Source organism: Isoptericola sp. MSGPD8_1_ISO-PGPR-S23-394, from assembly GCF_058072785.1.
In genome coordinates, this window is record NZ_CM176517.1 from 500,311 (window position 1) to 525,762 (window position 25,452).

Here is a 25,452-nt window from a genome sequence, read left to right on the forward strand (position 1 = left end):
ATCGGAGTGCCATGAAGAACCTGACCACCCGCTACCTCATGACGTGCGCCGCCATCGGCGCCGCCATGGGGGTGCTGCTCATCCCCGCCAACTTCCTCAGCGCGCCGCTGGCCGCGTCCGCACCGATGGCCTACGCACCGCTCGTGGGCCTGTGGGTCATCGGGCCCGTGCTGGCCCTGGCGCTGCTGCGGCGGCCGGGAGCGGCCGTGCTCACGACGTTCGTGGCCGGCGTCGTCTCGGCCGCCTCACCCGTCGGAGCCTGGTCGGTCGTCACCTGCCTCATGGCCGGTGCCGCGGTGGAGCTGGCCTTCCTCCTGACGCGGTACCGCGTGTGGTCGGCGTGGCTGTACTACGTCGACGCGCTGCTGTTCGGAGCGGCGTACGTGGCCTCGGGCTGGGCGGCGTTCCACATGGACGCGATGGCACCGGCCGTGCTGGTGACCTTCGTGGTGCTCATGATGGGCAGCTTCCTCGCGTGCACCTGGCTCGGGCGGCTCCTGGCGCGCCGGCTCGCGCAGGCCGGTGTCGCCCGGGGCCTCACCCCGTCGCGAGGTAGCGCAACACCCGGCGAGGTAGCGCAACGCCCGGCGAGGTAGCGCAACGCCCGGCGAGGTAGCGCGGGCCTCGGCGGGCCGGGCGCCTCAGCGGGACTGCTCGCGACGGTCCGGCTCGTCGAACCCGGCGTGCCGCCGTCGGGAGCGTTGCAGGAACCGGACCTCGCGCACCACGATCGCCGCGGCGAAGACGAACGGCAGCCACGCCCACGGCCGGCCCCGCAGCGCGACGAGGAGGCAGAGCACGGCGACGACGGCGGCCCCGGCCACCATCGCGAGGCTGGACCAGCGGATCGAGCGCACCGTCGAGAGCACGGCCCAGAGCCTACCCATCGTGACCCCCGCCAGGACGAGTACTGTGCTGGACGTGACTTCCGCCGAGACCTCCACGCCCGTCGTCGACGTCTACGTCGATCCCACCTGCCCGTTCGCCTGGGTCACCTCCCGGTGGGCGCTCGAGGTGGCGCAGCACCGCGACGTCGACCTCACCTTCCGGCTGATGAGCCTGTACCTGCTCAACAAGGACAAGGACATCCCCGCGGACTACCGCCGCAAGATCGAGGCGTCCCGCGGCACCGGCCGGGTCGCCGCCGCCGTGCAGACCGAGCACGGGCCCCAGGCCCTGTCCGCCTACTACACGGCGTTCGGCACCCGGTGGCACGACCAGGAGAACAAGGACGTCGACGCCGTGGTCCGCGAGTCGCTCGCCGAGGCCGGCCTGCCCGCGGAGCTGGCCGACGCCGCGACCTCCGACGCGTACGACGACGCGCTCGCCGCCTCGCACCACGCCGGCATGGACCCCGTCGGCGAGGAGGTCGGCACCCCGACCCTGCACGTCGACGGCGTCGCCTTCTTCGGGCCCGTCCTCACCCGCGTGCCCCGCGGCGCGGAGGCGGCGCGCCTCTTCGACGCCGCCGTCACGCTCGCCGCCAACCCGCACTTCTTCGAGCTCAAGCGGACGCGGACCGAGCGTCCGGTCCACGACTGAGCCCCCGACCGAGGAGACCTTCCCCCGCATGACCCTCGACCTGCGCATCTTCACCGAGCCCCAGCAGGGCGCCTCGTACGACACCCAGCTCGCCGTCGCCCAGGCGACCGAGAAGCTGGGGTTCAGCGCGTTCTTCCGCTCCGACCACTACCTGGCCATGGGCGGCGACGGCCTGCCCGGCCCCACCGACTCGTGGACCACCCTGGCCGGCATCGCCCGTGAGACGTCCACCGTGCGGATCGGCACGCTGGTGTCCTCAGCGACCTTCCGTCTGCCGGGGGTGCTCGCCATCCAGGTCGCCCAGGTCGACCAGATGTCCGGCGGCCGCGTCGAGCTCGGCCTCGGCACCGGTTGGTTCGCCGCCGAGCACGCCGCCTACGGGATCCCGTTCCCCGACAAGCGGTTCGGGATCCTGGAGGAGCAGCTGGAGATCCTCACCGGGCTCTGGGGGACGCCCGCCGGCGAGACGTTCGACTTCTCCGGGACGCACTACACGCTGACGGACTCCCCGGCGCTGCCGAAGCCGGTCCAGGACCAGGTCCCGATCATCGTCGGCGGCGGGGGTCCGCGGCGCACCCCGGCGCTCGCCGCCCGGTTCGCGACCGAGTACAACCAGGCCTTCCCGGAGCTGGACGCGATCGGACCGCGGATCGGCGTGATCAACCAGGCGCTCGCCGACGCCGGACGGCCGGCGGACTCGCTGACGCAGTCCGTCGCGCTGGTGCTGGCGGTCGGTGCCGACGAGGCCGAGTTCTCGCGACGTGCCGCCGCCATCGGTCGCGAGCCGGCCGAGCTGCGCGAGCACGGGATCGCGGGGACCGTCCCCGAGGCGGTCGACCGGCTGGCGTCGCTGCGTGACCAGGGCGTCGAGCGTGTCTACCTGCAGGTCCTCGACCAGCAGGACCTGGACCACCTGGACCTCGTCGCCCGGGAGATCGCGCCGCAGCTCTGACCGGCGCGTCGCTCATGCGCGGGAGGGTGAGGGGCTGGGCGGTGTCTCCGTGCCCCGACGGCCGCCGTCGTCGTGGAGGACGCTGAGGACCGCCCGGCGCAGGGTGTCGGCCTCGGCGGCGAGCCGCGGTCCGTCGGCGGGCAGCGCCCGCTCGACCGTGAGCCCGTTGAGGACGGTGCTGAGGAAGCGTGCGCGCTGGACGTCGTCCCCGGCCGGGATCGCTCCCTCGTCGGCGAGGACGGCCAGCCACTGCTCGATGCGTCGTCGTCCGCTGCGCTCGAGGGCGAGGTACGTCGTCGTCGCGCCGTCCGACGGCCGGGACGCCATGTAGGCCTGATAGGTCGAGCGCCACGTCTCGCGTGCCTTGTCCCCGGTGCCCACCAGGGTCAGGACCTGCTGCAGGCAGGCGACGAGGCGTTCCGCCGCGGGCTGCTCGCGGTCGTGGAGGGGGTCGCCGGGGAGCGCGACGTCGTACATCCCGGCGACGACCGTGTCGAGCAGGTCCTGCTGCGTCGGGAAGAAGTGCCGGAGCGAACCGGTGCTCACCCCGGCCCGCGCGGCGACCGCACGGACGGAGAGCCGCGCCGTCGGGTCCTCCCCGATCATGGTCGCCGCCGCGACGAGGATCTTGTCGCGCGTGCTGTGCCCGTCGCTCTCCGACCTCGCCATCCTGCTCGCCCTCCGGATCTCGACTAGTACACCGTGATAGCGTAGCGCCTCCGTCGACTGGTACAGCGTGCTCGTCGGACTCGTCCCCGGGAGGTCCTCGGATGATCAGGCGCTGGCGTGACCGACGACTGGACAAGCGGGTCGAGCCCGGCGACGGGGGACCGCTGCCGCGCTACCGGTGGTGGCACGTCCTGTCCCGGTCGTTCTTCACCCTCGAGCTTCCCGACCAGGGCGGGGAGACGTCGTCGTACGCCGTGGACGTCCGCCACCTGGGCGACGGGAGCGACGGCGAGGTGCGCGCACGTCTCTACGTCGACGGCGCCCTGCACCTGGTGTCGAAGCTCCCCGCCCGGTTCCCGGTGCCGGGTGGAGCGGTCGAGGTCGCGGTGGGCGGCTTCGGCATGAAGCGGTGCCACTTCGTGGCCGAGGACGGCGCCGAGCAGCTGATGGTCCCGCACCCACGGTCGGCCGAGGGGCGACGGGCTCGCCTCGACCGGGACCACCCGCGGACGAGCCGGAACCTCGGGGTGCTCTCGATCGTCGCCGTGCTCGTGGGGCTCTGCGTGGCCCTGCCGGCGATCATCGAGCCGGTCTCGCAGATCCCGCCGATCGCCGAGTCCGTCGGCACCTTCGAGTCTCCGCTGGACCTTCCGCTGTGGGCCGAGATCACCGTGGGTGTCGCCGCAGTCCTCGGCAGCGTCGAGCGCGCGCTCCGCCTGCGCGCCTCCTGGCTGGACAGCCTGGCCAGCTGACACGCCGAGCAGGGATTGAGGCCGGCAGGTTGCACGGAACGACCTGTGCTGTTTCCGGTTCGTGGAGGTTCTCGCAGCGAGCACCTTTCACCCGTGACACCTCCGACAGCACGTTCTAGCGTCTGGCACCAGACGACGAGGTGGGTTCTCCGGCGAACGCCAGGGACCCACCTTCGTCGTTCCCGGGTGACCCCCGTGCAGTGCCGACCCGCACCCACCGTGGTTCGTGCTCTCGTGAGCAGACACGCTGATGCCCACGCTCGACACCCGCTCCACCCCGCCCCGGCTGCTCGACGCGGCGCCCCGGGACCCGAGCACCACCGTCCAGGGCGATCCCCGGTCCGCCGCCCGACGGCGGGACGCCAACGCCGCGGCGCACTCGCCGTCGCTGATGCTGGTCATGATGCTCGCGACCCTCGGAGGCGTCGCCTACGCCGTGTTCCTGCTCGACCCGGACCACCGGGGCGACTGGCTGCCCTACAGCCTGGTGATCGTCGCCGAGTCCATCCTGCTCGTCCTCGCGCTGCTGGCCATGTGGACGGTGCTCTCGTCGGGCTACGACCCGCGCGACTTCGCCGGCGGTCCCGTCCTCCGGCGCCGGCCTGGCCGACGTCGCACCTCCCGCCGTCGACCCGACGGTGCTGCCGGCGGTGGACCGCGGGGACGTCCCGATGCGCCTCGCGGACGGGCTCGCGCCGCCGACCAACCGGTGGTTCTCCGGGCTGGTGTTCGGCGAGTCCCCGCAGCCGGTGTTCCCGCTGCCGCTGGCCGTGGGACTGACCGCGTCCGGGTTCGCCTACGGACTGCCGCAGGTGCGCGGTGACGGCACCGTGCTGACGGGCCCGTACGCCCCGCGGATGCAGATGGACCTGCGCGAGCCCGTCACCGGAGTCGTGTCGGCCTACGACCCGGCGACCGTGACGGTCGACCTGGTCGGCGGCGACGAGAGGGCCCTCGGGCGCCTCCACCTGACCCGCGGATCGCCGGTGCTGACGTACACCGCGGTGACGGACCAGGAGCTCGGGACCGGCACCGCCTTCGCCCGGGGAGCGGCCGGGTTGCCCGACGACGTCGCCTCCACGGAGATCGACGGACGCGCCCACGTACTGGTCGGTGCCGACGGCCTCGACGCAGCGGCCGCCCTCGACGCGGCCGGCACGGCCCTGACGCTGAGCGCGGGCGACGCCGTGTCCTGGCTCGTCGCCCCGGACGCGGACGATCCCGGCACGCTCGCCGAGCTCGTCGAGGCCGCGCGCGAGCCCGTCGTCCGCGCGGAGGTCGGCTACGAGAGCGCCGTCGACGAGGTGACCACGTCTCTGACCTACGCGACGAGCTCCGGGGGACCCGCCGTCGTCGTGCGCTGGCCCCACCAGCAGGACGACGCCGGCCCGTCCGAGGGGACCACGTGCGGTCTGGGCACCTACGCCACCGTGCGCGGGACCGCCGAGGTGTGCCTCACGACGACCCTGTCGTGGCGCTCACCGGTCCGCGAGCCGGTGCGCGGGCTGGACCTGTCCGGTCTCGACGGGTCGGCACGGGAGGCGCTCGCGGGCCAGGTGAGCGCGGATGCCGCGGCTGTGCTGGACGAGGTCAGGCCGGCGGACACGTACTTCGGCGGCAAGGCGCTGGCCCGCGACGCCCAGCTGTGGATGCTGGCCCGGGAGCTCGGGCTCGACGAGGTGGCGGCCGACCTGCACGCGAGCGTCGCGGCCGACCTGCGGACCTGGGCGGAGCCCGCGGGCTGCGCTGAGCGAGCCGAACGCTGCTTCACGTGGGAGCCGACTCTGCGCACCGTCGTGGGGCAGGCGACGTCCTTCGGCTCGGAGGAGGGCAACGACCATCACTTCCACTACGGGTACTTCCTCTACGCCGCAGGGCTCGTGGCGGCCGACGACGCCGAGCTGGCCCGTGACCTGGCGCCGGTGCTCGACCTGCTCGCTGCGGACGTGGCCGCAGTGGCCGACGTGCCCGTGGAGGGTGGCGCGCCGATGCCAGGACTGCGGGTCCTCGATGTGGTGATGGGACACTCGTGGGCTTCCGGTCAGTCGCCCTTTGCCGACGGGAACAACCAGGAGTCCGCTTCCGAGGCGGTCTCGGCCTGGCACGGCCTGGCGCTGTGGGCCGGGGCGCGCGAGGCGGCCGGGCTCGACGACGACGGGCTAGACGAGCAGGCGCGCTGGATGCTCGCCCTGGAAGCGGCGTCGGCGCGTGCCTACTGGACGGACTTCGACACCGCCGATCCGGCGACCGCCGGTCTCGACGCCTCGGTGACGTCCCTGGTGTGGGACGGCAAGAGGGAGCGGGCGACCTGGTTCTCGGCCGAGCCGAGCGCGGCGTTGGGCATCGTGGTGCTTCCGGTGACGGGTGTGTCTGCCTACCTGGGGGAGGACCGCGACCGTGTGCGGGCGAACCTCGAGGAGGCGCTGGGCACCGACGAGCTCTGGTCCGACCCGGAGGTCTGGGACGTCCTCTTCGGCGACCAGCTCCTCATGTACGCGGGCCTGCTCGGGACCGACGACGCCGAGGCGGCGCTGGAGGTGGCGCGTGGTCTCCCGGACGAGCGGATCGACGACGGCTCGACCAGGTCGTGGATGCTCGCCTGGTTGATGAGCCGCGCAGGATAGCCGGGGGTGGCGCTCTGCCGGACGCCGTTAAGGTGTGCCGTGGATTCACGGAACCTTCACGGACGGAGCGCACGCATGCAGTGGGGTTGGACCAAGCACGGCGACGGCCGGTCGATCGCCCCCGGCGCGACGGTGGCACCGGGGGAGCGGCTGTCCTGGCCGCGCACCATCGGCATCGGGGCGCAGCACGTCGTGGCGATGTTCGGCGCCACCTTCCTGGTGCCGCTGCTGACCGGTTTCCCGCCGTCCACGACGCTCTTCTTCTCGGCGGTCGGCACCATCGGCTTCCTGCTCCTCACCGGCAACCGGCTGCCGAGCTACCTGGGGTCGAGCTTCGCCTTCATCGCACCGATCAGCGCGGTGACGGCGTCGCAGGGCCACGCCGCGGCGATCGGCGGCATCTTCGTCACGGGGGTGCTGCTGATGGTCGTCGGCGCCGTCGTGCACCGGGCCGGGTCCCGCTGGATCGACGTCGTCATGCCGCCCGTGGTGACCGGCGTCATCGTGGCGCTCATCGGCCTCAACCTCGCGCCGGCGGCCTGGGGCAACTTCCAGCAGTCACCGTCGACGGCGCTGGTCACGCTGGTCGCGGTGGTGCTCGTGTCCGTCCTGTTCCGCGGGATCCTCGGGCGGCTGTCGATCCTCGTCGGGGTGCTCCTCGGGTACGCGTTCGCGGTGTGGCGCGGTGAGGTCGACTTCACCAAGGTCGACGAGGCCGGCTGGCTGGGCCTGCCCGAGTTCACGGCGCCGAGCTTCGAGCCCAGCGTCCTGGGACTCTTCCTGCCGGTGGTCTTCGTGCTCGTGGCGGAGAACGTGGGCCACGTGAAGTCGGTCGCGGCGATGACGGGCCAGGACCTGGACGACCGCATGGGACGGGCGCTGTTCGCGGACGGTGTGGCCACCACGCTCGCGGGGACCGGCGGCGGCTCCGGCACCACCACGTACGCCGAGAACATCGGTGTCATGGCCGCCACCCGCGTCTACTCGACGGCCGCGTACTGGGTCGCGGGCGTCTGCGCACTCCTGCTGTCGTTCTCCCCGAAGTTCGGCGAGGTGATCAACACCGTGCCGCCCGGGGTCCTGGGCGGGGTGACGACCATCCTCTACGGCATGATCGCCGTGCTCGGCTTCCGCATCTGGGTGCAGAACCGGGTGGACTTCGCCGACCCCGTCAACCTCACCACCGCCGCCGTGCCGCTGGTCATCGGTGTCGCCAACTACACCTGGGTGGTGGGTGAGCTGAGCTTCGAGGGCATCGCGCTCGGCACCGGGGCGGCACTGGTCGTCTACCACGGCATGCGGGCGATCGGCCGCTGGCGCGGGACGACCCGGCCGTCGCCGTCGCCGGTCGAGGAGCGCGACGGCGCGGCGAACTAGCGCGAGGTCGGGTGCGGGGCCTCAGGCCTCGGGCTGGCGACCCAGGCCGTACTCGCGCTCGACCGGCTCCATGTCGGCCGCGGGGACGCAGCCGGGCAGGTTCTCGAGCGGCTGGTCGGCGGCGAGGGGAACCTCCTCGACGGGCAGCGGCTCGGCCCAGCCCGTGCCGATGACGAGGTCCACGACCTTGCCCCCGCGGTCGTCCAGGATCAGCTCGATGTCGTCGAACTGCGCGGCCAGCGTGTAGGCCTGCACGATGCCGCTCGTGCCGTAGCGGATCTCCGACGGCCCCTCCACCTGGTAGGTGAAGTCACCGGTGTCGCGGATGTCGAACCCGCGGTCGGACAGGACGTCCTCGCTGGCCCCGGCGAGGGCGAAGCGGTTGTCGGCCGCGTTGAAGATCCGGACCCGCACCTTGTCGTACGGCATCGGCAGCACGCCGTCGGGTGAGTCCTCGTTGTCGGGCAGGCAGGCGGGCGCCATGTGCTCGACGGCCGTGCTCGGGGTGTAGATCGGTTCCGAGATCGGCGAGTCGATCGTGTCCGTGTAGATGGCCAGGGCGCCCAGGCCGAGGACCACGAGGAAGGCGATGATGAGCCCGAAGACGACCGCCTGGCGCTCGTGCTTGCGCCGACGGCGGGCGACCCGCGCCGGGTCCTGGGCTGGTGATGTCACGCGAAGAAACTACCTGAGAATCGCGGATCCGGAGTGATCATCCGACGGCGAGGACGCGAGCGTGCAGGATCGGGCGCTGCTGGAGGGCGGCCCGGACGGCGCGGTGCAGACCGTCCTCGAGGTACAGCGTGCCCTGGTACTCCACGACGTGGGCGAAGAGGTCACCGAAGAACGTGGAGTCGTCTGCGAGCAGGGCGTCGAGGTCCAGCGTGCGCTTGGTCGTGACGAGCTCGTCCAGGCGGACCTGGCGGGGCGGGACGTCGGACCAGTCGTTGGTGCTCTCGCGCCCGTGGTCCGGGTAGGGACGCCCGTCGCCCACGGCCTTGAAGATCATGGCTGTCATCGTAGAGGTGGGTGTCCGGGCCGACGCGCACCTCAGGGCAAGAAGTCGTCACGATGAGGTCACGATCAGGTCGTTCTCGACATGGTGCACACACCCTCTTCGCAACGTTCACCCCGGCAACGGCCTGTGACGTGACCGGCATCACACGACGTGGTGGTGCCGAGACCGCGACGGCGGCGCGCTCGTCGTGTGCTCACTCCTCGACGGGGCCGAGCCGAGGGCCGGCGACGAGCTGCACGGTGCCGCCGCGCGCACCGTGCAGCTCGAGCACCACGATCTCGTTGCCGGTGGCTCGCACCAGTGGCCCCGGCACGTACAGGGTGCCCGTCGGCCCGGCGCTCCAGTAGCGGCCGAGGCAGAAGCCGTTGATCCACACCACGCCCTTGGTCCAGCCGTCCAACGCGAGGAAGTGGTCGGCGCCCTCCACGCTCGCGAACGTCCCGTGCGCCAGCACCGGCCCGGCCAGCGGCGCGTCCGGGGCCGACGGCGGCATCGGGCGGGGTGAGGTGGCGCGCAGCGCGGAGGTGACCTCCTCGCGCAGCGTCCCGTCGTCGTCGGCGAACCGCAGCGGTGTGACCTCCCAGCCGGTGAGCTCGCGCGTCGCGGTCCGCACGGGGCCGATGATGCCCTTGGGCTCGCCGATGCGTGGGCCGTAGTTGACGCGACCCTGGTCCTCGACGAGCACCTCGAGCCGGCCGGCACGAGCGGGTAGGGCGACGGCGGTGGTGTGCGTCGTGCGGTCCAGCAGGCCGACCGGCTTGCCGTCGAGCGTGACGAGCCCACGGTCCCGGACGTCCTCGACCACGAGGACGGCGTCGTCGGCCGCGATGCGAGCTCGGTAGCGGACGAACCCCTCCCACGCGGCGACGTCGTCGTGCGTGGGCGGGTGGTGGCCGCGGTGCGTCTCGCCCAGGTCGTCGGCGACCTCGTCCAGCGGGACCCGGCGGTCGAGCGGGACGGTGAGCTCGGGGGCCGGCCCGGGCGGCGCGGGCTGCTCCTCGGGGACCGCCCGGTAGCGGGAGATCACCTCGCGCAGCGCGTGGAACGTCGCCGTCGGCGCGCCGTGCTCGGCCAGCGGGGCGTCGTAGTCGTACGAGGTGGTGATCGCGCGGTACGTGCCCTTGTCGTTCGCGCCGGCCGTGAACCCGAAGTTCGTGCCCCCGTGGAACATGTAGAGGTTGACGGACGCGCCGGCCGCGAGCAGGGCGTCGAGGTCGCCGGCGTTGGCCTCCGGGGCGGTGACGTGGTGGTGCAGACCCCACGAGTCGAACCAGCCGTCCCAGAACTCCATGCACATCAGCGGGCCCGTGGGCTGGTGACGGCGCAGCGTCGCGAGCCGTTCGGCCGTGCGGGAGCCGAAGTTCGCCGTCGTGAGCAGCTCGGGCAGACTGCCGAGGGTCAGGTGGTCGTCGTTCGCCTGGTCGCTCGTGAAGAGCGGGACGTCGATGCCGTGACGGCGCAGCATCGCGGCCAGGGTGCGCAGGTAGTGCTGTCGCTCGTCCAACGGGTCGGCACCGTACGCGCCGTACTCGTTCTCGACCTGCACCATGAGCACGGGGCCGCCTGCCGTGACCTGTCGGGGCGCCACGACCCCGGCCACTGCCGCGTAGTACTCCTCGATCGCCGCGAGGAACTGCGGCTCGGCGCGCCGCACGCCCACCGTCGGGTCGGTGAACAGCCAGCCCGGCAGCCCGCCGCCCGTCCACTCGGCGCAGATGTAGGGGCCGGGGCGCACGATGGCCTGCATGCCCTCGGCGGCGACGAGATCGAGGAACCGGCCGAGGTCGCGGGGGCCGTCGGTGCGGAACGCGCCGCGGTCGGGGGAGTGGACGTTCCAGGCGACGTACGTCTCGATCGCGTTCAGGCCCATGAGACGCGCCTTGCGGAGGCGGTCGGCCCACTGGTCCGGGTGGACGCGGAAGTAGTGCAGCGCGCCGCTGACGATCTGGTGGGGTCGGTTGTCGAGGAGGAAGTCCTGGTCACCGATCTCGAAGCGAGGCATGAACCGATTTAAACACGGTGCCGGACGAGGCCGGGCCGGGAAGGAGTCGCCTGGCCAGGGGCACTCCGAGCGGTCGTTGCCGGTGCATCCGTCGATGGCTAGCCTGGCCGTCGACATCGACGGCCATCCCGCGCGGCGCTCGTCGCGCGGGAGGTCGTCAGCCACGAACCCTTCGGGGACTGGAGGGACGGATCATGGCGCGACCTCGCGTGCGCAACCTGCTGCTCGTCGGACTGCTGGCGGGCGCGGTGCTCACCGGCTGCTCCGACGGCGACCCGGCGCCGGACCAGGGAGGCACCGCCTCCCCGGACGCCGAGGCCACGATGGAGCCCGACGGCGACAGCCCGTCTGCCGAGGGTGCCGAGGACGCCGAGGACTCGACGCCCGAGGTCACCGACGGTGCCGGTGAGGATGCCGACGAGGACGCCGACGAGAGCACCGATCCCGGCTCACTGACCGTCGAGGTCGAGGGTGAGGGACCTTTCGGGCTGCTGACGGCGGACGGGCCGGACGGCGAGGTGCAGGACTACTCGGGGATGCTCATCGCCGGGCCCGGGGGCTGCCTGGCGATGGAGGACGACGCGCCGCCGCAGGTGCTCGTCTTCGCCGACGGTGCGGAGCTCGTGCTCCGTGACGCCCGCCCGTCCGTGACGACGTCCGGGCTGGGCACCGTCCGCGTGGGTGAGGACTTCGACGTCACCGCCGTGCCGGTGCCGGTGGACGCGGTGGACGGGCTTCCCGACGAGTGTGCCGCGGGGGCGCAGGACGAGGTGCTCGTCGTCACGGAGTGACGGCCCTCGAGGTGCCGGCAGCGCCGCAGCCCACGGGTGCCGAGGGTCCATGACGCGAAAGAGCCCGCCTCCTGCACCTGGTGCGGGAGGCGGGCTCGCTGCGGAGGATGGGGGATTCGAACCCCCGAGGGCGTGAACCCAACACGCTTTCCAAGCGTGCGCCATAGGCCGCTAGGCGAATCCTCCTCTGGTGCCGCCTCCGCACGCGGCGCAGGCAACCCCAGCACAATAGCCGACGTGTGCGGTCTTCTCCGAATCGCGTCGGGGTGACCCTCGTCTCGGTCGGCATGAGCCGCGGATCCGGTTTCGGATCCGTGGCCTCCCTCCGTTAGGCTGAGGGCAGACCCCTCGTGCGGCATCACCTCGCCGAACTCCCCCAGGGCCGGAAGGCAGCAAGGGTAAGTGAGCTCTGGTGGGTGCGCGAGGGGTCCTTTGCGTCCCGCTGGCCAGCAGGTTCTTATATGGCGAGACAGGCGACGCCCACATCGCGGGATTTTGGGTCGTTCGAGTTGGAGAAGTGGCCCTCGCGGTGTTCAAGTGGGCTCATGCACCGCTTCGACGTCACCGCACCCCGCACCGCGCGCACCTCGCTGCGCGACCGGATGTGCCGTGCCGCGATGCGGAGCACCCGAATGTGCGTGCGCTGACAGCGCTCCGCACCGCCGTCGGGCATTCCTGACGGCACCCTCTCTCCCTGCGCCCGCCGCGTGCTGATGGCCGCGGCCTGCCTGCTTGTCCTCTGTTCTTGAACCGCCGACGGCGCCCCCTGCCGTCGTGCCCGTGGAAGGACCCACCCATGTCTGTGCGCTCCACCCTGCTCTCCGCCGGTGCCGTCGTCTCCGTCCTTGCCCTCGCCGCCTGCTCCGGGGGTGCCGAGGCCGCCGTCGCCGAGGGCACCGCCGAGGACCCGATCCGCATCGGCGTCGTCTCGTCCGGCGAGGCCTACTGGGACACGTTCGTCGACGCCGCCGACGCCGAGGGCATCACGGTCGAGATCGTGAACTTCTCCGACTACCAGCTCCCGAACCAGGGGCTCAGCGAAGGGGACCTCGACCTCAACCAGTTCCAGCACATCCAGTTCCTCGCGGGCTACAACGTGGCACGGGGCGACGACCTCACCCCCATCGGGGCGACCGCCGTCTACCCGCTGGGCCTGTACTCCACGACCCACGCGAGCCTCGCAGAGATCCCGGAGGGCGGCGAGGTCGCCATCCCCAACGACGACACCAACCAGGCCCGCGCGCTGCTGGTGCTGCAGGAGGCCGGGCTCATCGCCCTGCGCGACGGCGGCAACTCGTTCTCGACCCCGGCCGACGTCCTTGCCGACGAGTCCCGCGTGACCGTCACCCCGGTGGACGCCGCGCAGACGGCACTGGCCCTGCAGGACGTCGACGCCTCGATCGTCAACAACGACTTCGTCGGCGACGCCGGCCTCACCGCGGACGACGCCCTCTACTCCGACGACCCGGACGCCTCGGCCGCCGAGCCGTACATCAACGTCTGGGTCTCCCGCGCCGCGGACGCCGACGACGAGACGCTGAACAAGCTCGTCGACATCTTCCACACCGAGGAGATCGAGCAGGGCGTCGTCGAGGCGTCCGGCGGCACCGGCGTCATCAAGGACAACGACGCCGCGGACCTGCAGGCCATCCTCGACGAGATCAAGACCAACCTCGCCGCCCAGTGACCGGATGCGCGAGGTAGCGCATCCCGTGCCGAGGTAGCGCTACCTCGCACCGGTGTGCGCTACCTCGCACCGGTGTGCGCTACCTCGCACCGGTGTGCGCTACCTCGCGCTGATCCGCGCTACCTCGCCGAAAGGACTGTCGTGAGCGAGCCCGTCATCAGCTTCCGTGACGTGGTCAAGGAGTTCCCCGGCCGGGGGGCTCGTGGCCGCCGCCGGAGCGAGCCCGTCCGCGCCGTCGACGGCGTGAGCCTCGACATCCGGGCGGGGGAGATCTTCGGCGTCATCGGCTACTCGGGCGCCGGCAAGTCCACGCTGGTGCGGCTCGTCAACGCGCTGGAGACGACGACGGCGGGTTCCGTCGTCGTGGACGGCACCGACCTGTCGGGGCTGAGCGAGGCGCGGCTGCGGCCGGTGCGCGCGGGGATCGGCATGATCTTCCAGCAGTTCAACCTGCTGCGGTCCCGCACGGCCGCCGGGAACGTGGCCTACCCGCTGGAGGTGGCGGGCTGGTCGCGTGCCGACCGGGACGCCCGCGTCGCCGAGCTGCTCGAGTTCGTCGGCATCGCGGACAAGGCGGGTGCGTACCCGTCGGCTCTCTCGGGCGGGCAGAAGCAGCGCGTCGGCATCGCCCGGGCGCTCGCCACGAACCCCAAGATCCTGCTGGCCGACGAGGCGACGAGCGCGCTCGATCCCGAGACCACGGCGGACGTGCTCGCCCTGCTGCAGCGGGTCAACCGCGAGCTCGGCATCACCGTGGTGGTCATCACCCACGAGATGGAGGTCGTCCGGTCCGTCTGCCACCGCGTCGCGGTCATGGAGTGCGGGCGCGTGGTCGAGCTCGGCGACGCCTACCAGGTGTTCAGCGCACCCCAGCAGGCGGTCACCCGACGGTTCGTGGGCTCCGCCCTGCGGGACGTGCCGTCGACGGCGGTGCTGGAGCGGTTGCGGCAGCGGCACGCCGGTCGCGTCGTCACCGTCCGGATCGACGAGGTCGCGGGCTCCTCGGCGCAGGTCATGAGCGTGCTCGCGCGGCACGGTGTCTCCGGCACGATCGTCTACGGCGGGATCACCGAGGTGGCCGAGCGCCCCTACGGCTCGCTCACGCTCGAGCTGGTCGGGTCCGACGCCGCGGTGTCGGCCGCGCTCAACGGCTTGCGCGCGGTCACCGCCGTCGTCGACCACGGGACGGCGGCCGCGCCCGCCCATGAAGGGAGCGACCGATGAGACCCGACCTGGTGCCCCTGCTGTGGGAGGCGTTCGGTCAGACCCTGTTCATGGTGCTGATCACCCTGGCCGTCGGCGGGTTCTTCGGGCTGCTGCTCGGCCTCGGCCTGTACCTGACGCGCCCCGGCAACCTGCTGGCGAACCGTCCGGTGTTCGCCGTGCTCAACGTGGCCGTCAACATCGTGCGACCCGTGCCGTTCCTCATCTTCCTGGTCGCCATCGGCCCGCTGACGCGGGCGGTGGTCGGGACCACGATCGGCATCGAGGCGTTCACGTTCGCGATGTGCATCATGGCGGCGTTCGTGTTCGCCCGCCTCGTGGAGCAGAACCTCGTGTCCATCGACCCGGGGGTCATCGAGGCGGCTCGGGCGATGGGTGCCTCCCCGCTGCGGATCGTGCGCACCGTCGTGGTGCCTGAGGCGCTGTCGCCCCTCATCCTGGGCTACACGTTCCTGTTCATCGGGGTGCTCGACATGTCCGCGATCGCGGGCTATCTCGGTGCGGGCGGCCTCGGCGACTTCGCCATCGTCTACGGCTACCGGCAGTACGACTGGGCCGTGACGGCGATCGTCGTGGTGATCATCATCGTGATCGTCCAGCTCGTGCAGTGGCTGGGGAACTCGCTGGCCCGGAAGGCGCTGCGGCGCTGACCGCCGAGTCCTCGACCGGACGCGGGCGAGCGACCCCGACCCGTCGCCGGCGCGGGACCACCTGCCCGGCGACCAGGGCCAGCAGCGCGAGGCCGAACCCCACGAGCTGCAGCGGGTCCAGCGACTCGCCGAGCACCGCCGCGCCGAGGACGGCCGCGGTCAGGGGCGACAGCAGGCCGAGGAACGCCACCGCGGGGACGGACAGCCGGCGGATGCCCGAGAACCAGAGGGTGTAGGCCACGAGCCCGCCGACGATCCCGAGCCAGAGGTAGCCCCCCAGCGCCGGGGCGTCCACCTGTGTGGGGACGCCCTCGACGAGCGCCAGCGGCAGCAGGGCCAGGCCGCCCGCGGTGAGCAGCCAGCCGGCGAACGCCATCGGACCGACGCCGGGCGGCGGGCCCCACTTCTTGGTGAGCGTGACGCCGAGCGCCATGACGGCCGCGCCACCCAGGCCGGCCACGATGCCGACAGGGTCGAGAGCGGCGTCGGGGCCCAGGACGACGAACCCGACGCCCAGCACCCCGACGACGCCCCACACGAGCCGCCACCGCGACCACCGCTCGCCCAGGACGACGACGGCGAGGACGGTCGCGACGAGCGGCGTCGCGGCACCCATGGTGGCCGCGACGCCGCCGGGGAGCCGCTCGGCGGCCACGAAGAGCAGGGGGAAGAACGCGCCGATGTTGAGCACCCCGAGAACGGCCGCGCGCCACCACCAGGACCCGCGGGGCAGGGTCCGTGTGAGCGCGAGCGCGAGCAGCCCGGCGGGCAGGGCGCGGGCGGCCGCGGCGAACACCGGGTGGCCCGGCGGCAGCAGCTCCGTGGTGACGAGGTAGGTGGTTCCCCAGACGACCGGGGTCAGGGCAGTCAGGCCCGTGGTGCGGAGCAGCGGTGTGCCGAAGGTGTGCCGGGCGGGCGTCGGTGTCGTCGTCGTGCCCGGCGGCGGGGCGGTGGTGGCCATGCACCTACGGTGCTCCCGGACGCCGTCATGAGTCCAACACATGCTTGTCACCGCATCGATCGTGGAACACGATAGATGGATGGAGCTGCAGCAGATGCGCTACGTGGTCGCCGTCGCGGAGACGGGGAGCTTCACCCGCGCGGCCGAACGGTGCTTCGTCGTGCAGTCGGCCCTGAGCCACCAGATCGCCGCGCTCGAGCGCGAGCTCGGGGTCCGGCTGTTCGCCCGGACCAGCCGGCGGGTCGAGATCACGGCGGCGGGGGAGTCGTTCCTGGCCTCCGCGCGGGTCGCGCTGGACGCTGCCGAGCGCGCCGGTGTCGAGGCGGCCGCCGCGGCCGGCCGGGTGCGTGGGGCGCTGCGGCTGGGGATCATCCCCACGGTGACCGCTCTCGACGTGCCGGCCGCCCTGCGACGGTTCCGGTCGGCCCACCCGCAGGTGACGGTCTCCCTGCGCGTCGATGCCAGCGACGCGCTCGTCGCCGCCGTCCGGGCCGGGGAGTCCGACGTCGCGCTGCTGGGCCTGCCGGAGGGCCCGCCGCCGGCGGGCGTGCGCTCCCGGGAGCTGCTCCGGGAACGCCTGGTGGCCGCCGTCGGCCCGGACCATCCGCTCCGCGGGCGGGCACGCATCGATCTCGCGGTCCTGGCGGACGAGACCTTCGGGGACTTCCCGGCCGGCTCGCCCGGCAGGGCGCAGAGCGACCGCGCGTTCGCCGCGGCCGGGCTGCGCCGCGAGGTCGCCTTCGAGGCACCGACGAGCGAGGTGCTGCTCGGCCTCGTCCGCGAGGGGCTCGCGGTCGCCATGCTGCCCGAGGGGGTGGTCACCGGCGCCGACGGCGTGGCCGCGCTGCCCGTGACGCGCGGCCCGGCGCGGGTCCAGTACCTCGCGTGGAGCGACCTGAACCCTCGCCCGGCCGCCCTGGCGTTCCTCGACCTGGTGGCCGACGCGTCGCCGTAGCGGCGAGTCACGCATGAGGGGCTGATGCATGACCGTCCGCGACGTCGGTCACCCCTGCTGGGCCGCCATGATCGCCGCGCCCATCGGCTCGGTGCCGTCGTGCACACCGTCGATCGAGACGAGCGCCTCGGCGACGTACTGCGCCACGTACCGGGCTCCGGCGGTGGTGAAATGGGTGTTGTCCTGGGCCAGGGGGTCGCCCACGGGCAGGCCGGCCGCCGCGGCGGCGCCGTGCGGGAAGAGCGCGGCCGACGCCGTCTCGCCGAGCCACGTGTACAGCCAGCGCGTGAACACGGTCAGGTCGACGACCGGCACGTCGAGCTCCTTCGCCAGGGCGCGCACGGTCGCGGGGTAGGGGCCGTGCGACCAGCGCAGCGACCCGTCGTCGGCGAACCAGCGGCGCTCGACGCTGGTGGCCAGGACGGGGCGGGCTCCGGCGTCGCGCACCTCGGCGACGAACTCGGTGAGCCGACGGCGGTACCCGCCCTCGGCGGCCAGGTCCTCGGGGTGCTTCTGGTCGTTGTGGCCGAACTGGATGATGACGGTGTCCCCGGGCCGCACCGCCTCCGTCACACGGTCCCAGTGGCCCTCCTCGCGGAACGACCTCGTGGTGGCACCGCCGATCGCGGCGTTGTGCACGGCGTCGTCGACCAGCGCGGCGAGCTCGTCCCCCCAGCCCAGCAGCGGGATCTCCGGGTGGCCCGAGGTGGCGCCGTGGTCGGTGGGGGCGACGGTGGAGTCGCCCGCGAGGTGGATCGTCATCGGTCCTCCGGTCAGTGGTTGAATCGATTAAACACTAGGGCGAGCACGCTGCCGCGTCAACGCTCACACATCGGTGAGGCGCCGCCACTGGCCCACGACGAGGGCGATCGCCACCGGTGCGACGGCCGCGGTCAGCCAGAGCGCCGCCGGGGTGACCGACGCCGCCGCCTCCGCGCCGCCCGTCCCCGTCCACAGGGAGGGCACGGCGTAGGGGAACCAGGCCCCGCCGGCGACGAGGACGATCATCTGCGTCGCCGCGACGACCCCGATCAGCGCCCCGACGGTCCCCAGCGGGCTGCGGGTCGCCGTCGCCAACGCGGCGAAGGGCGGTGCCAGGCAGGCGGCGAGCAGCCCGGCCAGCAGCGCCCTCCCGGCCGACGCCCAGGCCGCGGCCGTGAACGGTTCGCCGCTCAGGGCCGCGGCCGCCGCCGACGCCGCGGCCGTCAGCCCGACCGCGAGGACCACGCACGCCGCCGCCCAGCCGAGCACCACGAGGCACCGCGCCAGCGCGATCGTCGACCGCGGTGTCGCGAGCCCGAACAGCGCTCCCGCGCGTCCGTCGGAGAGCGGTTGGCCGAACGCCGCCGCGTACGCGAAGCCGCCCGCCATGAGGAGCCCGACCGACAGCACCTGCCCGGCCACGGTCAGGTGGGTGGTGGACAGCGGGCCGGTCCCGTAGTCGGCGAGCTTGGCCGCACCCGCCCCGACGATCGCGCCCGACCTGGCCAGCGCCACCAGGCCGACCGCGCCGAGCGGGACGAGCAGGACCAGCAGCGGTGTCGTGACCCGCTGCACCGCCGAGCGGCGCCAGGCGAGCGTCTCCACCCGCAGTGCCGTACCGAGCCCGGTCATGCCGCCGCTCCGGGCGTGGCCGTCCCGGCGTCCGCCGCGAGCACCCGCGCGAAGAACCGCTGCTCCATCTCCGGGCCCGGCGCGAGCTCGCCCACGTCCCGCCCGCCGTGCACGACGACGACCCGGTCGGCCACGCGCGCCACCTCGTCCAGGTGATGGCTGGAGACCAGCACGGCGGCACCCTCGTCGGCCAGGGAGCGGACCAGCTCACGCACGAGCACGACGCCGCGCGGGTCCAGGGCGGAGGTGGGCTCGTCGAGCACCAGGGCCGACGGTCCGTGCACCACCGCGCAGGCGATCCCGAGCCGCTGGGCGTTGCCGGCGGACAGCGTGCGGGCACGGGCTCCGGCCCATGCGGTGAGGTCCAGGCGGTCGACGACGGCGGCGCTCGCGGTCGCGACGTCCGGCGGGGCCACGCCGTGCAGCAGTGCGGCGGTGCGGACGTTCTCCGTGACGGTGAGGTCGGGCGAGACGAGCGCGGTGCCGACGACGTGGCCGAACCGGCGGGCCGCCGCCGTGCCCAGCGCGACAGGGTCCGCGCCGAGCACGCGGGCGGTGCCCTGCTCCGGACGGAGCCGGCCGGTCAGGATGCGCAGCGCCGTCGTCTTGCCCGCCCCGTTGAGGCCCACCATCGCCACGACCTCGCCGGGTGCCACCTCCAGGGAGAACCCGTCGAGCGCCGGGCGGTCGCCGAATCGGTGGCGCAGGTCGCGCAGGGTCAGCGAGGTCATGAGGTCCTCCCGAGAAGGTTCAGCGCACGGGTGATGGCCGCGCCGAGGTGGAGCGCGCCGCCGGTCCGGTCGTGCAGGTCCGGCAGCGTGAGCAGGGCGGCGTTGCACGCGCCGAGGCAGGCGGCCGCGGCGACACCGGCGTCGAAGGGGTCGGCGCCGTCGGCCACCAGGGTGTCGACGATCGCCCGCTCGGTGTCCGCCGTGGCGGCGACGACGGCGGAGCGCAGCGACGGGTGCGCCGCGATCAGCCGGACGCGGCGTGCCGCCGTGGCGTCCTCGACGGGCTCGATGGTGCCGAGCGCCGCGAGCAGGCCGCGACGGACGCGCTCGACGGGTGGCAGGTCACGGGGCTGGGCGGCCACGGACCGGGCGATGAGCGGGTCGTAGGGGTCGGAGACCAGCACGGCGTCCTTGGTGGGGAAGTGCCGGAAGAACGTCATCGGGGTGATCTGCGCCCGCGCCGCGATCTCGGCCACGGTGGTCGCGTCGTAGCCCTGCCGCTCGAAGAGGTCGAGCGCGGCGTCGAGGATGCGTGCCCGGGTGCGCAGCGCCCGTGGGCTCGAGGGGGTCACCCCATGATGTTACTCACTAACATTCGCCACGGCCACCGTCGGGTCGAGACGTGTCCCTGTCAGCCGCGGCGTCTATCGTGGCGTGCGTGACCACCGCCCTGTACCGCCGCTACCGGCCCGAGACCTTCGCCGAGGTGATCGGCCAGGAGCACGTCACCGCGCCGCTCATGCAGGCGTTGCGCAGCGGGCGCGTCAACCACGCCTACCTGTTCTCCGGCCCGCGGGGCTGCGGCAAGACGACCTCGGCACGCATCCTCGCGCGCACGCTCAACTGCGCCCGCAACACCCCCGAGAAGCCGCTCGACACCCCGTGCGGCGAGTGCCCCTCGTGCGTGGAGCTGGCGCGCGGCGGCTCCGGTTCGCTCGACGTGGTCGAGATCGACGCCGCCTCGCACAACGGCGTCGACGACGCCCGCGACCTGCGCGAGCGGGCCACGTTCGCCCCCGCGCGCGACCGGTACAAGATCTTCATCCTCGACGAGGCCCACATGGTCACCCAGCAGGGCTTCAACGCACTGCTCAAGATCGTCGAGGAGCCGCCGCCGCACATCAAGTTCGTCTTCGCGACGACGGAGCCGGACAAGGTGATCGGCACCATCCGCTCACGCACCCACCACTACCCGTTCCGGCTCGTCCCGCCCGACGTCCTGGGCCCGTACCTCGAGGAGCTGTGCACCGCCGAGGGGGTGCAGATCGGCGGGGGAGTCGTGCCGCTGGTGACGCGCGCCGGGGGCGGGTCCGTCCGTGACTCGCTCTCCGTCATGGACCAGCTCATCGCCGGCGCGACCGGCGGTTCGGTCGAGTACGACACCGCCGTCGGACTCCTCGGTTTCACGCACGCCACCCTCCTTGACGACGTCGTGGACGCCCTCGCGGCGCGCGACGGCGCCTCGATCTTCCGGGTCGTCGACCAGATCATCGCGACGGGGCACGAGCCGCGCCGGTTCGTCGAGGACGTCCTGGAGCGGCTGCGGGACCTCGTCGTCATCGCGGTCTCCGGGGACGCCGCCGAGGCCGTGCTGCGCGGGCTGCCCGCCGACCAGCTCGAGCGCATGGCCGAGCAGGCCTCCCATCTCGGGCTCGCGGAGCTGTCCCGGGCCGCCGACCTGGTCAACTCCGCGCTCACCGAGATGACCGGCGCCACGTCGCCGCGCCTGCACCTGGAGCTGCTCTGCGCGCGGCTGCTGCTGCCGGGCGCCGACGACGGCGCCGACGGACTCGCCGCACGCATCGACCGGCTCGAGCGCGGCGCGATCGCCGCGGCGCCGTCGGGCGCGCCCGTCGCCGCGGCGGAACGGCCTGCCGGCAGCGACGCCACGGAGCAGCGGCCGACGGCGGCACCCGCGTCCGGCGGGCCCGGCCAGGCCGCCGGGGGCGCGGCGACGGCGGGCCTGTCCGGTGCTGCGGCCGCGCGGGCCGCCCTGCAGCAGAGCCGGCGACCGGTCGCCAAGGACGCCGGAACGACCGCCTCGGTGGGGTCGGCCGCCTCCGCGGCGTCGACCTCGTCGGTGGCGTCGGCCGCGCCCGCGCCGACAGCTCCGCCGGCACCTGCGCCCGGGGCCGCCCCTGCGTCCGACACCTCGGCGGACGGTGCCGGGGTGGACGGTACCGAGCCGGTGGGTGCCGGAGGGCACGGTGCCGGTGCGCACGACGCCGCGGCCGACCGTGCCGACGATCCGGCCGAGCAGCCAGCGGTCTCCGCCTCCGCCGGCGAGCCCCCGTGGTCGGACGAGCCGGCCGAGCCGGTGCCCGCTGAGCCGGTGCCCGCTGGGCCCGCTGAGCCGGTGCCGGCCGAACCTGCGGCGGCGGAGGCGGTGCCTGCCGAGCCTGCGACCGCTCAGCCGACGGTGGCCGTCGCCGACGACGGTCCTGCTCCCGACGCTGCGCCCGCACCGTCCGCGGGGTCGCCCGAGGTGACGGCGGAGCTCGTCCGGCGGCGCTGGGACGAGGTGGTCGCGAACCTGTCCAGCCCGGTCACCCGGGCCCTGGTGGGACCCAACGCGCAGGTGGCCTCGCTGTCCGGTGGCGTGCTGCGCATCGCCTTCGACGCGGAGGGGATGGCCCGCACGTTCTCCGCGCAGCCGCGCCACGTCGACGCCGTGGTGGACGCCCTCTTCCAGACGCTCGGTGTCCAGGTCCGTCTCGAGGCCACGGTGGGTGCACCCGGCCCGGCGGCGAGCCCGGCTCCTGCGCGGTCCGGCGGCTCGGACGGTGCCGCGCCTCCCGACGCCCCTCCTGCCACCGACCCGTGGCCGGACGTGCCCGCACCCGGCGGCCCGCAGGGTGAGGCTCCAGACGCTCCTGAGGCGCGACGTCGAGCGGCTCCAGGTGGCGACGTCCGTGCCGGCGACCCGCAGGGCACCGCCGTCGCGCCGGCCGCGCAGCCCGATGCGGCCGCCCCTGCCGCACGGTCCGCTGCCCCTGCCGCGCAGTCCGCGGAGACCGCGCAGTCGGCAGCCGACGCCGCGGACGCGGCCTGGCTCGCCGGATCGTCCACCTCGCCGGACGGTGCGTCGTCCGCGCCGGCACCGGCAGTCGGCGCCGAGCCGCCGCGCGCCGGCACGCCGCAGCGCACCGCGGTGCCGCCGTCGGCCCCGACGCGGACGCCGCGCCAGGCGGCCGAGCAGGCGGCCGCCGCCTCGCACGCGCAGGAGCGTTCCGAGCAGCGGGCGCGCCCGTCGGCGGGCGGCTACGACGACGCCTCGGACGACGACCCCGACATCGCCTCGACCGGGCTGGTCGGCGTGCCGCTGGTCGTCAAGGTGCTGGACGGCACGGTCGTGGAGGAGGTCGCGGACCAGCCGTGAGAACCGTCCACGTGGTGGCGGCCGTCATCGTGCGTGAGGGCCGGTTCCTCCTGGTCCGCAAGCGAGGCACGAGCGCGTTCATGCAGGTCGGCGGCAAGCCTGAGCCGGGCGAGGAGCCGCTGGCGGCGCTCGTGCGCGAGTGCGCGGAGGAGATCGGCCTCGTGGTCGACCCGGCCGGGGTGGTGCCGCTGGGGCGCTCCAGCGCACCCGCCGCCAACGAGCCGGACCACGTCGTCGTCGCGGACGCCTTCACCGTCGAGCTCCCGGCCGGGTTCGAGCCCGAGCCCCGGGCCGAGCTGGCCGAGCTCGTCTGGGTGGACCCGGCCGAGCCCGTCACGACCCACCCGGTCGCGGCCCTCTCGGTCGACCTGCTCGCCCGCGCGCGCTCCTGACCTCGCTCGCGCGAGCCGTGCGGCACACCGGCCCCCCGGCGAGGCGCCTCGTCGGCCCGGCGCACCGCTGACCCCGCACGAGAGAGCACTGCTGGAGCGGATCTGTGCGGGCCCCTGGCGAGGGGCCGAGGAGGCCCGGGCGCAGCTCGCGCACGCCCGCTGGGGCGGCAAGGACCACGAGGGGGGACGCCTGCTTCGTCCTCCACGTCCCGGTCGGGACGGACCTGCCGAGGATCCCGCCGCACGACGGCGGCCCGGTCGCCGGCTTCGAGGTCGCGGACGGCGAGACACCGCTGGGCGTGCTCGAGCTGTGGGTCGAGGAGGGGCGTCCTCCACTCCCTGGATTTCAGCGCCTACGGCGACGACACGGTCGAGACGCTGCCCGGGCTGCACCAGATCGTGGAGTAGCCCACGGCCGCCCTCCCACGAGCGTCTCTGTTCGTCAGAGTCCGACCGCTGAATCCTGACGAACAGAGACGCTCGCGGCAGTGGTGCGGCACACTGGCCCCGTGCCGACGACGACGCCGACGACCTCAGCCCGCCTGCCTCGCACCACCCCGGAGACCCGGGGGGTGGACCGCGCCGTGCTGACACGGTTGATCGAGAGGCTCGACGGGATCCGTGACGTGCACAGCCTCATGGTGCTGCGTCACGGTGCCGTCGTGGCCGAGGCCTGGTGGCACCCCTACGCACCCGACGAGCCGCACACGATGTTCTCGGTGTCCAAGTCCTTCACAGCCACGGCCGTCGGCCTCGCCGTCGACGAGGGCCTGCTCACCACCGACGACCGCGTGATCGACCTGCTGCCCGAGGACGCCCCCGCCGACCCGGGCGACAACCTCGCCGCCATGACCGTCCGCGACCTGCTGACGATGACGTCCGGCCACGGCACCGACACGATGAACTTCACCCTGACGAACCTGCACGTCCTCGGGTCGAGCTGGGCGCGGGCGATCCTCGCCGCGCCGGTGACCCACGAGCCGGGGACCCGCTTCGTCTACAACACGGGAGCCACCTACCTCCTCTCGGCGGTCCTGCACCGGCTCACGGGCGGTCGGCTCCTCGACTACCTCGAACCGCGTCTCCTGGCTCCGCTGGGCATCGTGGGCGCCACCTGGGAGCAGTGCCCGCGCGGCATCGACGTCGGCGGGTACGGCCTGCGGCTGACCACCGAGGACCTCGCCGTGTTCGGCCAGCTCCTGCTCCAGCGTGGCGCCTGGCGCGGCGAACAGCTCGTCCCGGCCGCGTGGGTCGACGAGATGACCAGCGCCCAGGTGCCCAACGGCCCCGACCAGAACGCCGACTGGGAGCAGGGGTACGGCTACCAGTTCTGGCGGTGCCGCGGCGGTGCGTACCGTGCCGACGGAGCGTTCGGGCAGTTCTGCGTGGTGTCGCCGGAGCACGACATGGTCGCGGTGCTCACCTCGGGCACCTCGGCGACGGCCGCCGAGCTCGAGGCGGTCCTCGAGGTGATGGGCGCCGACCCCGCTGACCCTGCCGCCGGGCACGTCGCGACCGGCGCGGAGGTGCCGTCCGGCACGGACACGCCGTCCGACGGCGGGAGCCCCCTCTCCCGCGAGGGCCTCGCCGTCGCGCTGCCCCGCGGAGCGTCGCACGTGGCGCTTGAGGACCTCGTGCGCGGCTCGACGTTCACGCTCGGGGCGCACGACGGCGGGGGCCCGGGCACGCCGGACGGCCCGGTGCCGGGAGCGCCGGACAAGCACGCGCCGTCCGTCCTGCGGTGGGACTCCGTGAGCATCGACCGCCAGGGTGACGAGATCGCGCTCGGCTGGACCTTCACGGACAACGACGAGCGCCAGGTGGTGCGCTGCGGCGTCGGGCGCTGGGCGCTGGGACGCGCCCAGGTCGACGACGAGGAGGTGCCCGTCGCCGGGGCCGCCGCATGGACGGCCCCGCACGAGCTGACGTGCCGGCTGCTGTGGCGGAGCACGCCGTTCGCCCTCGACGTCCGCCTTCGCTTCGGCGGGGACGGCGAGGGACGCCGGGTCGAGGTGGCCGTCGACCAGAACGTGTCGTTTGGCCCGACGGTGTTGCTCCGCGCCACCGGGATCGGCACCGCACGCTGAGCCCGCCCGCGCCGTCGGTGTCGGCGACCTCGCCCTGCTGACAGA

At 73.6% G+C, this 25,452-nt stretch carries 24 protein-coding genes, 1 tRNA gene and 1 other RNA gene; 15 read left to right on the plus strand and 11 right to left on the minus strand.

The genetic code is table 11. The features are described from left to right. Positions 1-11 precede the first annotated feature (11 nt). Positions 12-596 carry an ECF transporter S component gene (locus AC3RJ8_RS02205; RefSeq protein ID WP_489714335.1) on the plus strand — a complete coding sequence of 195 codons (585 nt, stop codon included), beginning with the start codon at positions 12-14 and terminating at the stop codon, positions 594-596. 45 nt (positions 597-641) lie between these two features. Here the strand turns inward: AC3RJ8_RS02205 and AC3RJ8_RS02210 are convergent, their stop codons facing one another. Beyond that, the gene (locus AC3RJ8_RS02210; RefSeq protein ID WP_489714336.1) at positions 642-869 is read right to left on the minus strand and encodes a hypothetical protein; all 228 of its coding nucleotides are present in this window, start codon (positions 867-869) and stop codon (positions 642-644) included. 52 nt (positions 870-921) lie between these two features. Between AC3RJ8_RS02210 and AC3RJ8_RS02215 the strand changes: the two genes are divergently transcribed. Both AC3RJ8_RS02215 and AC3RJ8_RS02220 read left to right on the plus strand, forming a co-directional pair. Then, positions 922-1,542 (plus strand): mycothiol-dependent nitroreductase Rv2466c family protein, encoded by a 621-nt coding sequence (locus AC3RJ8_RS02215; RefSeq protein ID WP_489714337.1) that lies wholly within the window; start codon positions 922-924, stop codon positions 1,540-1,542. Positions 1,543-1,570: 28 nt separating this feature from the next. Continuing rightward, entirely contained in the window at positions 1,571-2,494 is a 924-nt protein-coding gene (locus tag AC3RJ8_RS02220; RefSeq protein ID WP_489714338.1) for an LLM class F420-dependent oxidoreductase, read from the plus strand. 12 nt (positions 2,495-2,506) lie between these two features. On the opposite strand, the gene AC3RJ8_RS02225 is transcribed toward AC3RJ8_RS02220, so the two are convergent. Then, the gene (locus tag AC3RJ8_RS02225; RefSeq protein WP_489714339.1) at positions 2,507-3,163 is read right to left on the minus strand and encodes a TetR/AcrR family transcriptional regulator; all 657 of its coding nucleotides are present in this window, start codon (positions 3,161-3,163) and stop codon (positions 2,507-2,509) included. A 101-nt stretch (positions 3,164-3,264) separates the two neighbouring features. Between AC3RJ8_RS02225 and AC3RJ8_RS02230 the strand changes: the two genes are divergently transcribed. The 3 genes from AC3RJ8_RS02230 (at position 3,265) to AC3RJ8_RS02240 (ending at position 7,916) form a co-directional block, all read left to right on the plus strand. After that, positions 3,265-3,915 carry a hypothetical protein gene (locus AC3RJ8_RS02230; RefSeq protein ID WP_489714340.1) on the plus strand — a complete coding sequence of 217 codons (651 nt, stop codon included), beginning with the start codon at positions 3,265-3,267 and terminating at the stop codon, positions 3,913-3,915. A 650-nt stretch (positions 3,916-4,565) separates the two neighbouring features. Further along, positions 4,566-6,539, plus strand: a complete 1,974-nt coding sequence (locus AC3RJ8_RS02235; RefSeq protein ID WP_489714341.1) for a glycosyl hydrolase — start codon at positions 4,566-4,568, stop codon at positions 6,537-6,539. 75 nt (positions 6,540-6,614) lie between these two features. Next, positions 6,615-7,916: a uracil-xanthine permease family protein gene (locus AC3RJ8_RS02240; RefSeq protein WP_489714342.1), complete on the plus strand. Its 1,302-nt coding sequence runs from the start codon at positions 6,615-6,617 to the stop codon at positions 7,914-7,916. Between the two features lie 21 nt (positions 7,917-7,937). On the opposite strand, the gene AC3RJ8_RS02245 is transcribed toward AC3RJ8_RS02240, so the two are convergent. The 3 genes from AC3RJ8_RS02245 to AC3RJ8_RS02255 form a co-directional block, all read right to left on the minus strand. Continuing rightward, positions 7,938-8,591, minus strand: coding sequence for a LytR C-terminal domain-containing protein (locus AC3RJ8_RS02245; RefSeq protein ID WP_489714343.1), 654 nt, complete (start codon positions 8,589-8,591; stop codon positions 7,938-7,940). A 37-nt stretch (positions 8,592-8,628) separates the two neighbouring features. Then, positions 8,629-8,925, minus strand: a complete 297-nt coding sequence (locus tag AC3RJ8_RS02250; RefSeq protein WP_407320396.1) for a type II toxin-antitoxin system VapB family antitoxin — start codon at positions 8,923-8,925, stop codon at positions 8,629-8,631. A 202-nt stretch (positions 8,926-9,127) separates the two neighbouring features. Next, the gene (locus AC3RJ8_RS02255) at positions 9,128-10,936 is read right to left on the minus strand and encodes a glycoside hydrolase family 35 protein (protein WP_489714344.1); all 1,809 of its coding nucleotides are present in this window, start codon (positions 10,934-10,936) and stop codon (positions 9,128-9,130) included. Between the two features lie 194 nt (positions 10,937-11,130). Between AC3RJ8_RS02255 and AC3RJ8_RS02260 the strand changes: the two genes are divergently transcribed. Then, a complete protein-coding gene (locus AC3RJ8_RS02260) occupies positions 11,131-11,727 on the plus strand; it encodes a hypothetical protein (RefSeq protein ID WP_489714345.1) in 597 nt (198 codons plus the stop codon). 101 nt (positions 11,728-11,828) lie between these two features. On the opposite strand, the gene AC3RJ8_RS02265 is transcribed toward AC3RJ8_RS02260, so the two are convergent. Continuing rightward, positions 11,829-11,913 (minus strand) — tRNA-Ser (locus AC3RJ8_RS02265). 153 nt (positions 11,914-12,066) lie between these two features. Here AC3RJ8_RS02265 and ffs point away from each other — a divergent pair. The 4 genes from ffs (at position 12,067) to AC3RJ8_RS02285 (ending at position 15,288) form a co-directional block, all read left to right on the plus strand. Beyond that, positions 12,067-12,163, plus strand: an RNA gene (ffs, locus tag AC3RJ8_RS02270) — signal recognition particle sRNA small type. Between the two features lie 360 nt (positions 12,164-12,523). Next, on the plus strand, positions 12,524-13,414 hold the full coding sequence (locus AC3RJ8_RS02275) for a MetQ/NlpA family ABC transporter substrate-binding protein (protein WP_489714346.1): 891 nt from the start codon (positions 12,524-12,526) through the stop codon (positions 13,412-13,414). A gap of 141 nt (positions 13,415-13,555) precedes the next feature. Then, complete coding sequence (locus AC3RJ8_RS02280) at positions 13,556-14,638, plus strand: methionine ABC transporter ATP-binding protein (protein WP_489714347.1); 1,083 nt, start codon at positions 13,556-13,558, stop codon at positions 14,636-14,638. Continuing rightward, complete coding sequence (locus tag AC3RJ8_RS02285; protein WP_489714348.1) at positions 14,635-15,288, plus strand: methionine ABC transporter permease; 654 nt, start codon at positions 14,635-14,637, stop codon at positions 15,286-15,288. Before AC3RJ8_RS02280 ends, AC3RJ8_RS02285 begins: the two co-directional genes overlap by 4 nt. On the opposite strand, the gene AC3RJ8_RS02290 is transcribed toward AC3RJ8_RS02285, so the two are convergent. Next, a complete protein-coding gene (locus tag AC3RJ8_RS02290; protein WP_489714349.1) occupies positions 15,221-16,249 on the minus strand; it encodes an EamA family transporter in 1,029 nt (342 codons plus the stop codon). The genes AC3RJ8_RS02285 and AC3RJ8_RS02290 overlap by 68 nt on opposite strands. Positions 16,250-16,328: 79 nt before the next feature. On the opposite strand from AC3RJ8_RS02290, the gene AC3RJ8_RS02295 reads away from it, so the two are divergent. After that, entirely contained in the window at positions 16,329-17,204 is an 876-nt protein-coding gene (locus AC3RJ8_RS02295) for a LysR family transcriptional regulator (RefSeq protein WP_489714350.1), read from the plus strand. 48 nt (positions 17,205-17,252) lie between these two features. On the opposite strand, the gene AC3RJ8_RS02300 is transcribed toward AC3RJ8_RS02295, so the two are convergent. The 4 genes from AC3RJ8_RS02300 to AC3RJ8_RS02315 form a co-directional block, all read right to left on the minus strand. Next, on the minus strand, positions 17,253-17,966 hold the full coding sequence (locus AC3RJ8_RS02300) for a rhamnogalacturonan acetylesterase (protein WP_489714351.1): 714 nt from the start codon (positions 17,964-17,966) through the stop codon (positions 17,253-17,255). 63 nt (positions 17,967-18,029) lie between these two features. Further along, a complete protein-coding gene (locus AC3RJ8_RS02305; protein ID WP_489714352.1) occupies positions 18,030-18,818 on the minus strand; it encodes a hypothetical protein in 789 nt (262 codons plus the stop codon). Further along, the gene (locus tag AC3RJ8_RS02310) at positions 18,815-19,549 is read right to left on the minus strand and encodes an ABC transporter ATP-binding protein (protein WP_489714353.1); all 735 of its coding nucleotides are present in this window, start codon (positions 19,547-19,549) and stop codon (positions 18,815-18,817) included. The genes AC3RJ8_RS02305 and AC3RJ8_RS02310 overlap by 4 nt, the downstream gene beginning before the upstream one ends. After that, positions 19,546-20,121: a TetR/AcrR family transcriptional regulator gene (locus AC3RJ8_RS02315; RefSeq protein ID WP_489714354.1), complete on the minus strand. Its 576-nt coding sequence runs from the start codon at positions 20,119-20,121 to the stop codon at positions 19,546-19,548. The genes AC3RJ8_RS02310 and AC3RJ8_RS02315 overlap by 4 nt, the downstream gene beginning before the upstream one ends. A gap of 86 nt (positions 20,122-20,207) precedes the next feature. Here AC3RJ8_RS02315 and AC3RJ8_RS02320 point away from each other — a divergent pair, with 86 nt between their 5' ends. From AC3RJ8_RS02320 to AC3RJ8_RS02330, 3 genes are all read left to right on the plus strand, one after another. Beyond that, positions 20,208-22,928 carry a DNA polymerase III subunit gamma and tau gene (locus AC3RJ8_RS02320; protein ID WP_489714355.1) on the plus strand — a complete coding sequence of 907 codons (2,721 nt, stop codon included), beginning with the start codon at positions 20,208-20,210 and terminating at the stop codon, positions 22,926-22,928. Continuing rightward, positions 22,925-23,320: an NUDIX hydrolase gene (locus AC3RJ8_RS02325; RefSeq protein ID WP_489714356.1), complete on the plus strand. Its 396-nt coding sequence runs from the start codon at positions 22,925-22,927 to the stop codon at positions 23,318-23,320. The genes AC3RJ8_RS02320 and AC3RJ8_RS02325 overlap by 4 nt, the downstream gene beginning before the upstream one ends. A gap of 509 nt (positions 23,321-23,829) precedes the next feature. Continuing rightward, positions 23,830-25,407: a serine hydrolase domain-containing protein gene (locus AC3RJ8_RS02330; RefSeq protein ID WP_489714357.1), complete on the plus strand. Its 1,578-nt coding sequence runs from the start codon at positions 23,830-23,832 to the stop codon at positions 25,405-25,407. Positions 25,408-25,452 lie beyond the last annotated feature (45 nt).

Coding starts and splice junctions, on each gene's coding strand:
- AC3RJ8_RS02205 (WP_489714335.1), top strand. CDS start 12: ATGAAGAACCTGACCACCCGCTACCTCATGACGTGCGCCGCCATCGGC.
- AC3RJ8_RS02220 (WP_489714338.1), top strand. CDS start 1,571: ATGACCCTCGACCTGCGCATCTTCACCGAGCCCCAGCAGGGCGCCTCG.
- AC3RJ8_RS02225 (WP_489714339.1), bottom strand. CDS start 3,163: ATGGCGAGGTCGGAGAGCGACGGGCACAGCACGCGCGACAAGATCCTC.
- AC3RJ8_RS02230 (WP_489714340.1), top strand. CDS start 3,265: ATGATCAGGCGCTGGCGTGACCGACGACTGGACAAGCGGGTCGAGCCC.
- AC3RJ8_RS02240 (WP_489714342.1), top strand. CDS start 6,615: ATGCAGTGGGGTTGGACCAAGCACGGCGACGGCCGGTCGATCGCCCCC.
- AC3RJ8_RS02250 (WP_407320396.1), bottom strand. CDS start 8,925: ATGATCTTCAAGGCCGTGGGCGACGGGCGTCCCTACCCGGACCACGGG.
- AC3RJ8_RS02255 (WP_489714344.1), bottom strand. CDS start 10,936: ATGCCTCGCTTCGAGATCGGTGACCAGGACTTCCTCCTCGACAACCGA.
- AC3RJ8_RS02260 (WP_489714345.1), top strand. CDS start 11,131: ATGGCGCGACCTCGCGTGCGCAACCTGCTGCTCGTCGGACTGCTGGCG.
- AC3RJ8_RS02275 (WP_489714346.1), top strand. CDS start 12,524: ATGTCTGTGCGCTCCACCCTGCTCTCCGCCGGTGCCGTCGTCTCCGTC.
- AC3RJ8_RS02285 (WP_489714348.1), top strand. CDS start 14,635: ATGAGACCCGACCTGGTGCCCCTGCTGTGGGAGGCGTTCGGTCAGACC.
- AC3RJ8_RS02290 (WP_489714349.1), bottom strand. CDS start 16,249: ATGGCCACCACCGCCCCGCCGCCGGGCACGACGACGACACCGACGCCC.
- AC3RJ8_RS02295 (WP_489714350.1), top strand. CDS start 16,329: ATGGAGCTGCAGCAGATGCGCTACGTGGTCGCCGTCGCGGAGACGGGG.
- AC3RJ8_RS02300 (WP_489714351.1), bottom strand. CDS start 17,966: ATGACGATCCACCTCGCGGGCGACTCCACCGTCGCCCCCACCGACCAC.
- AC3RJ8_RS02305 (WP_489714352.1), bottom strand. CDS start 18,818: ATGACCGGGCTCGGTACGGCACTGCGGGTGGAGACGCTCGCCTGGCGC.
- AC3RJ8_RS02310 (WP_489714353.1), bottom strand. CDS start 19,549: ATGACCTCGCTGACCCTGCGCGACCTGCGCCACCGATTCGGCGACCGC.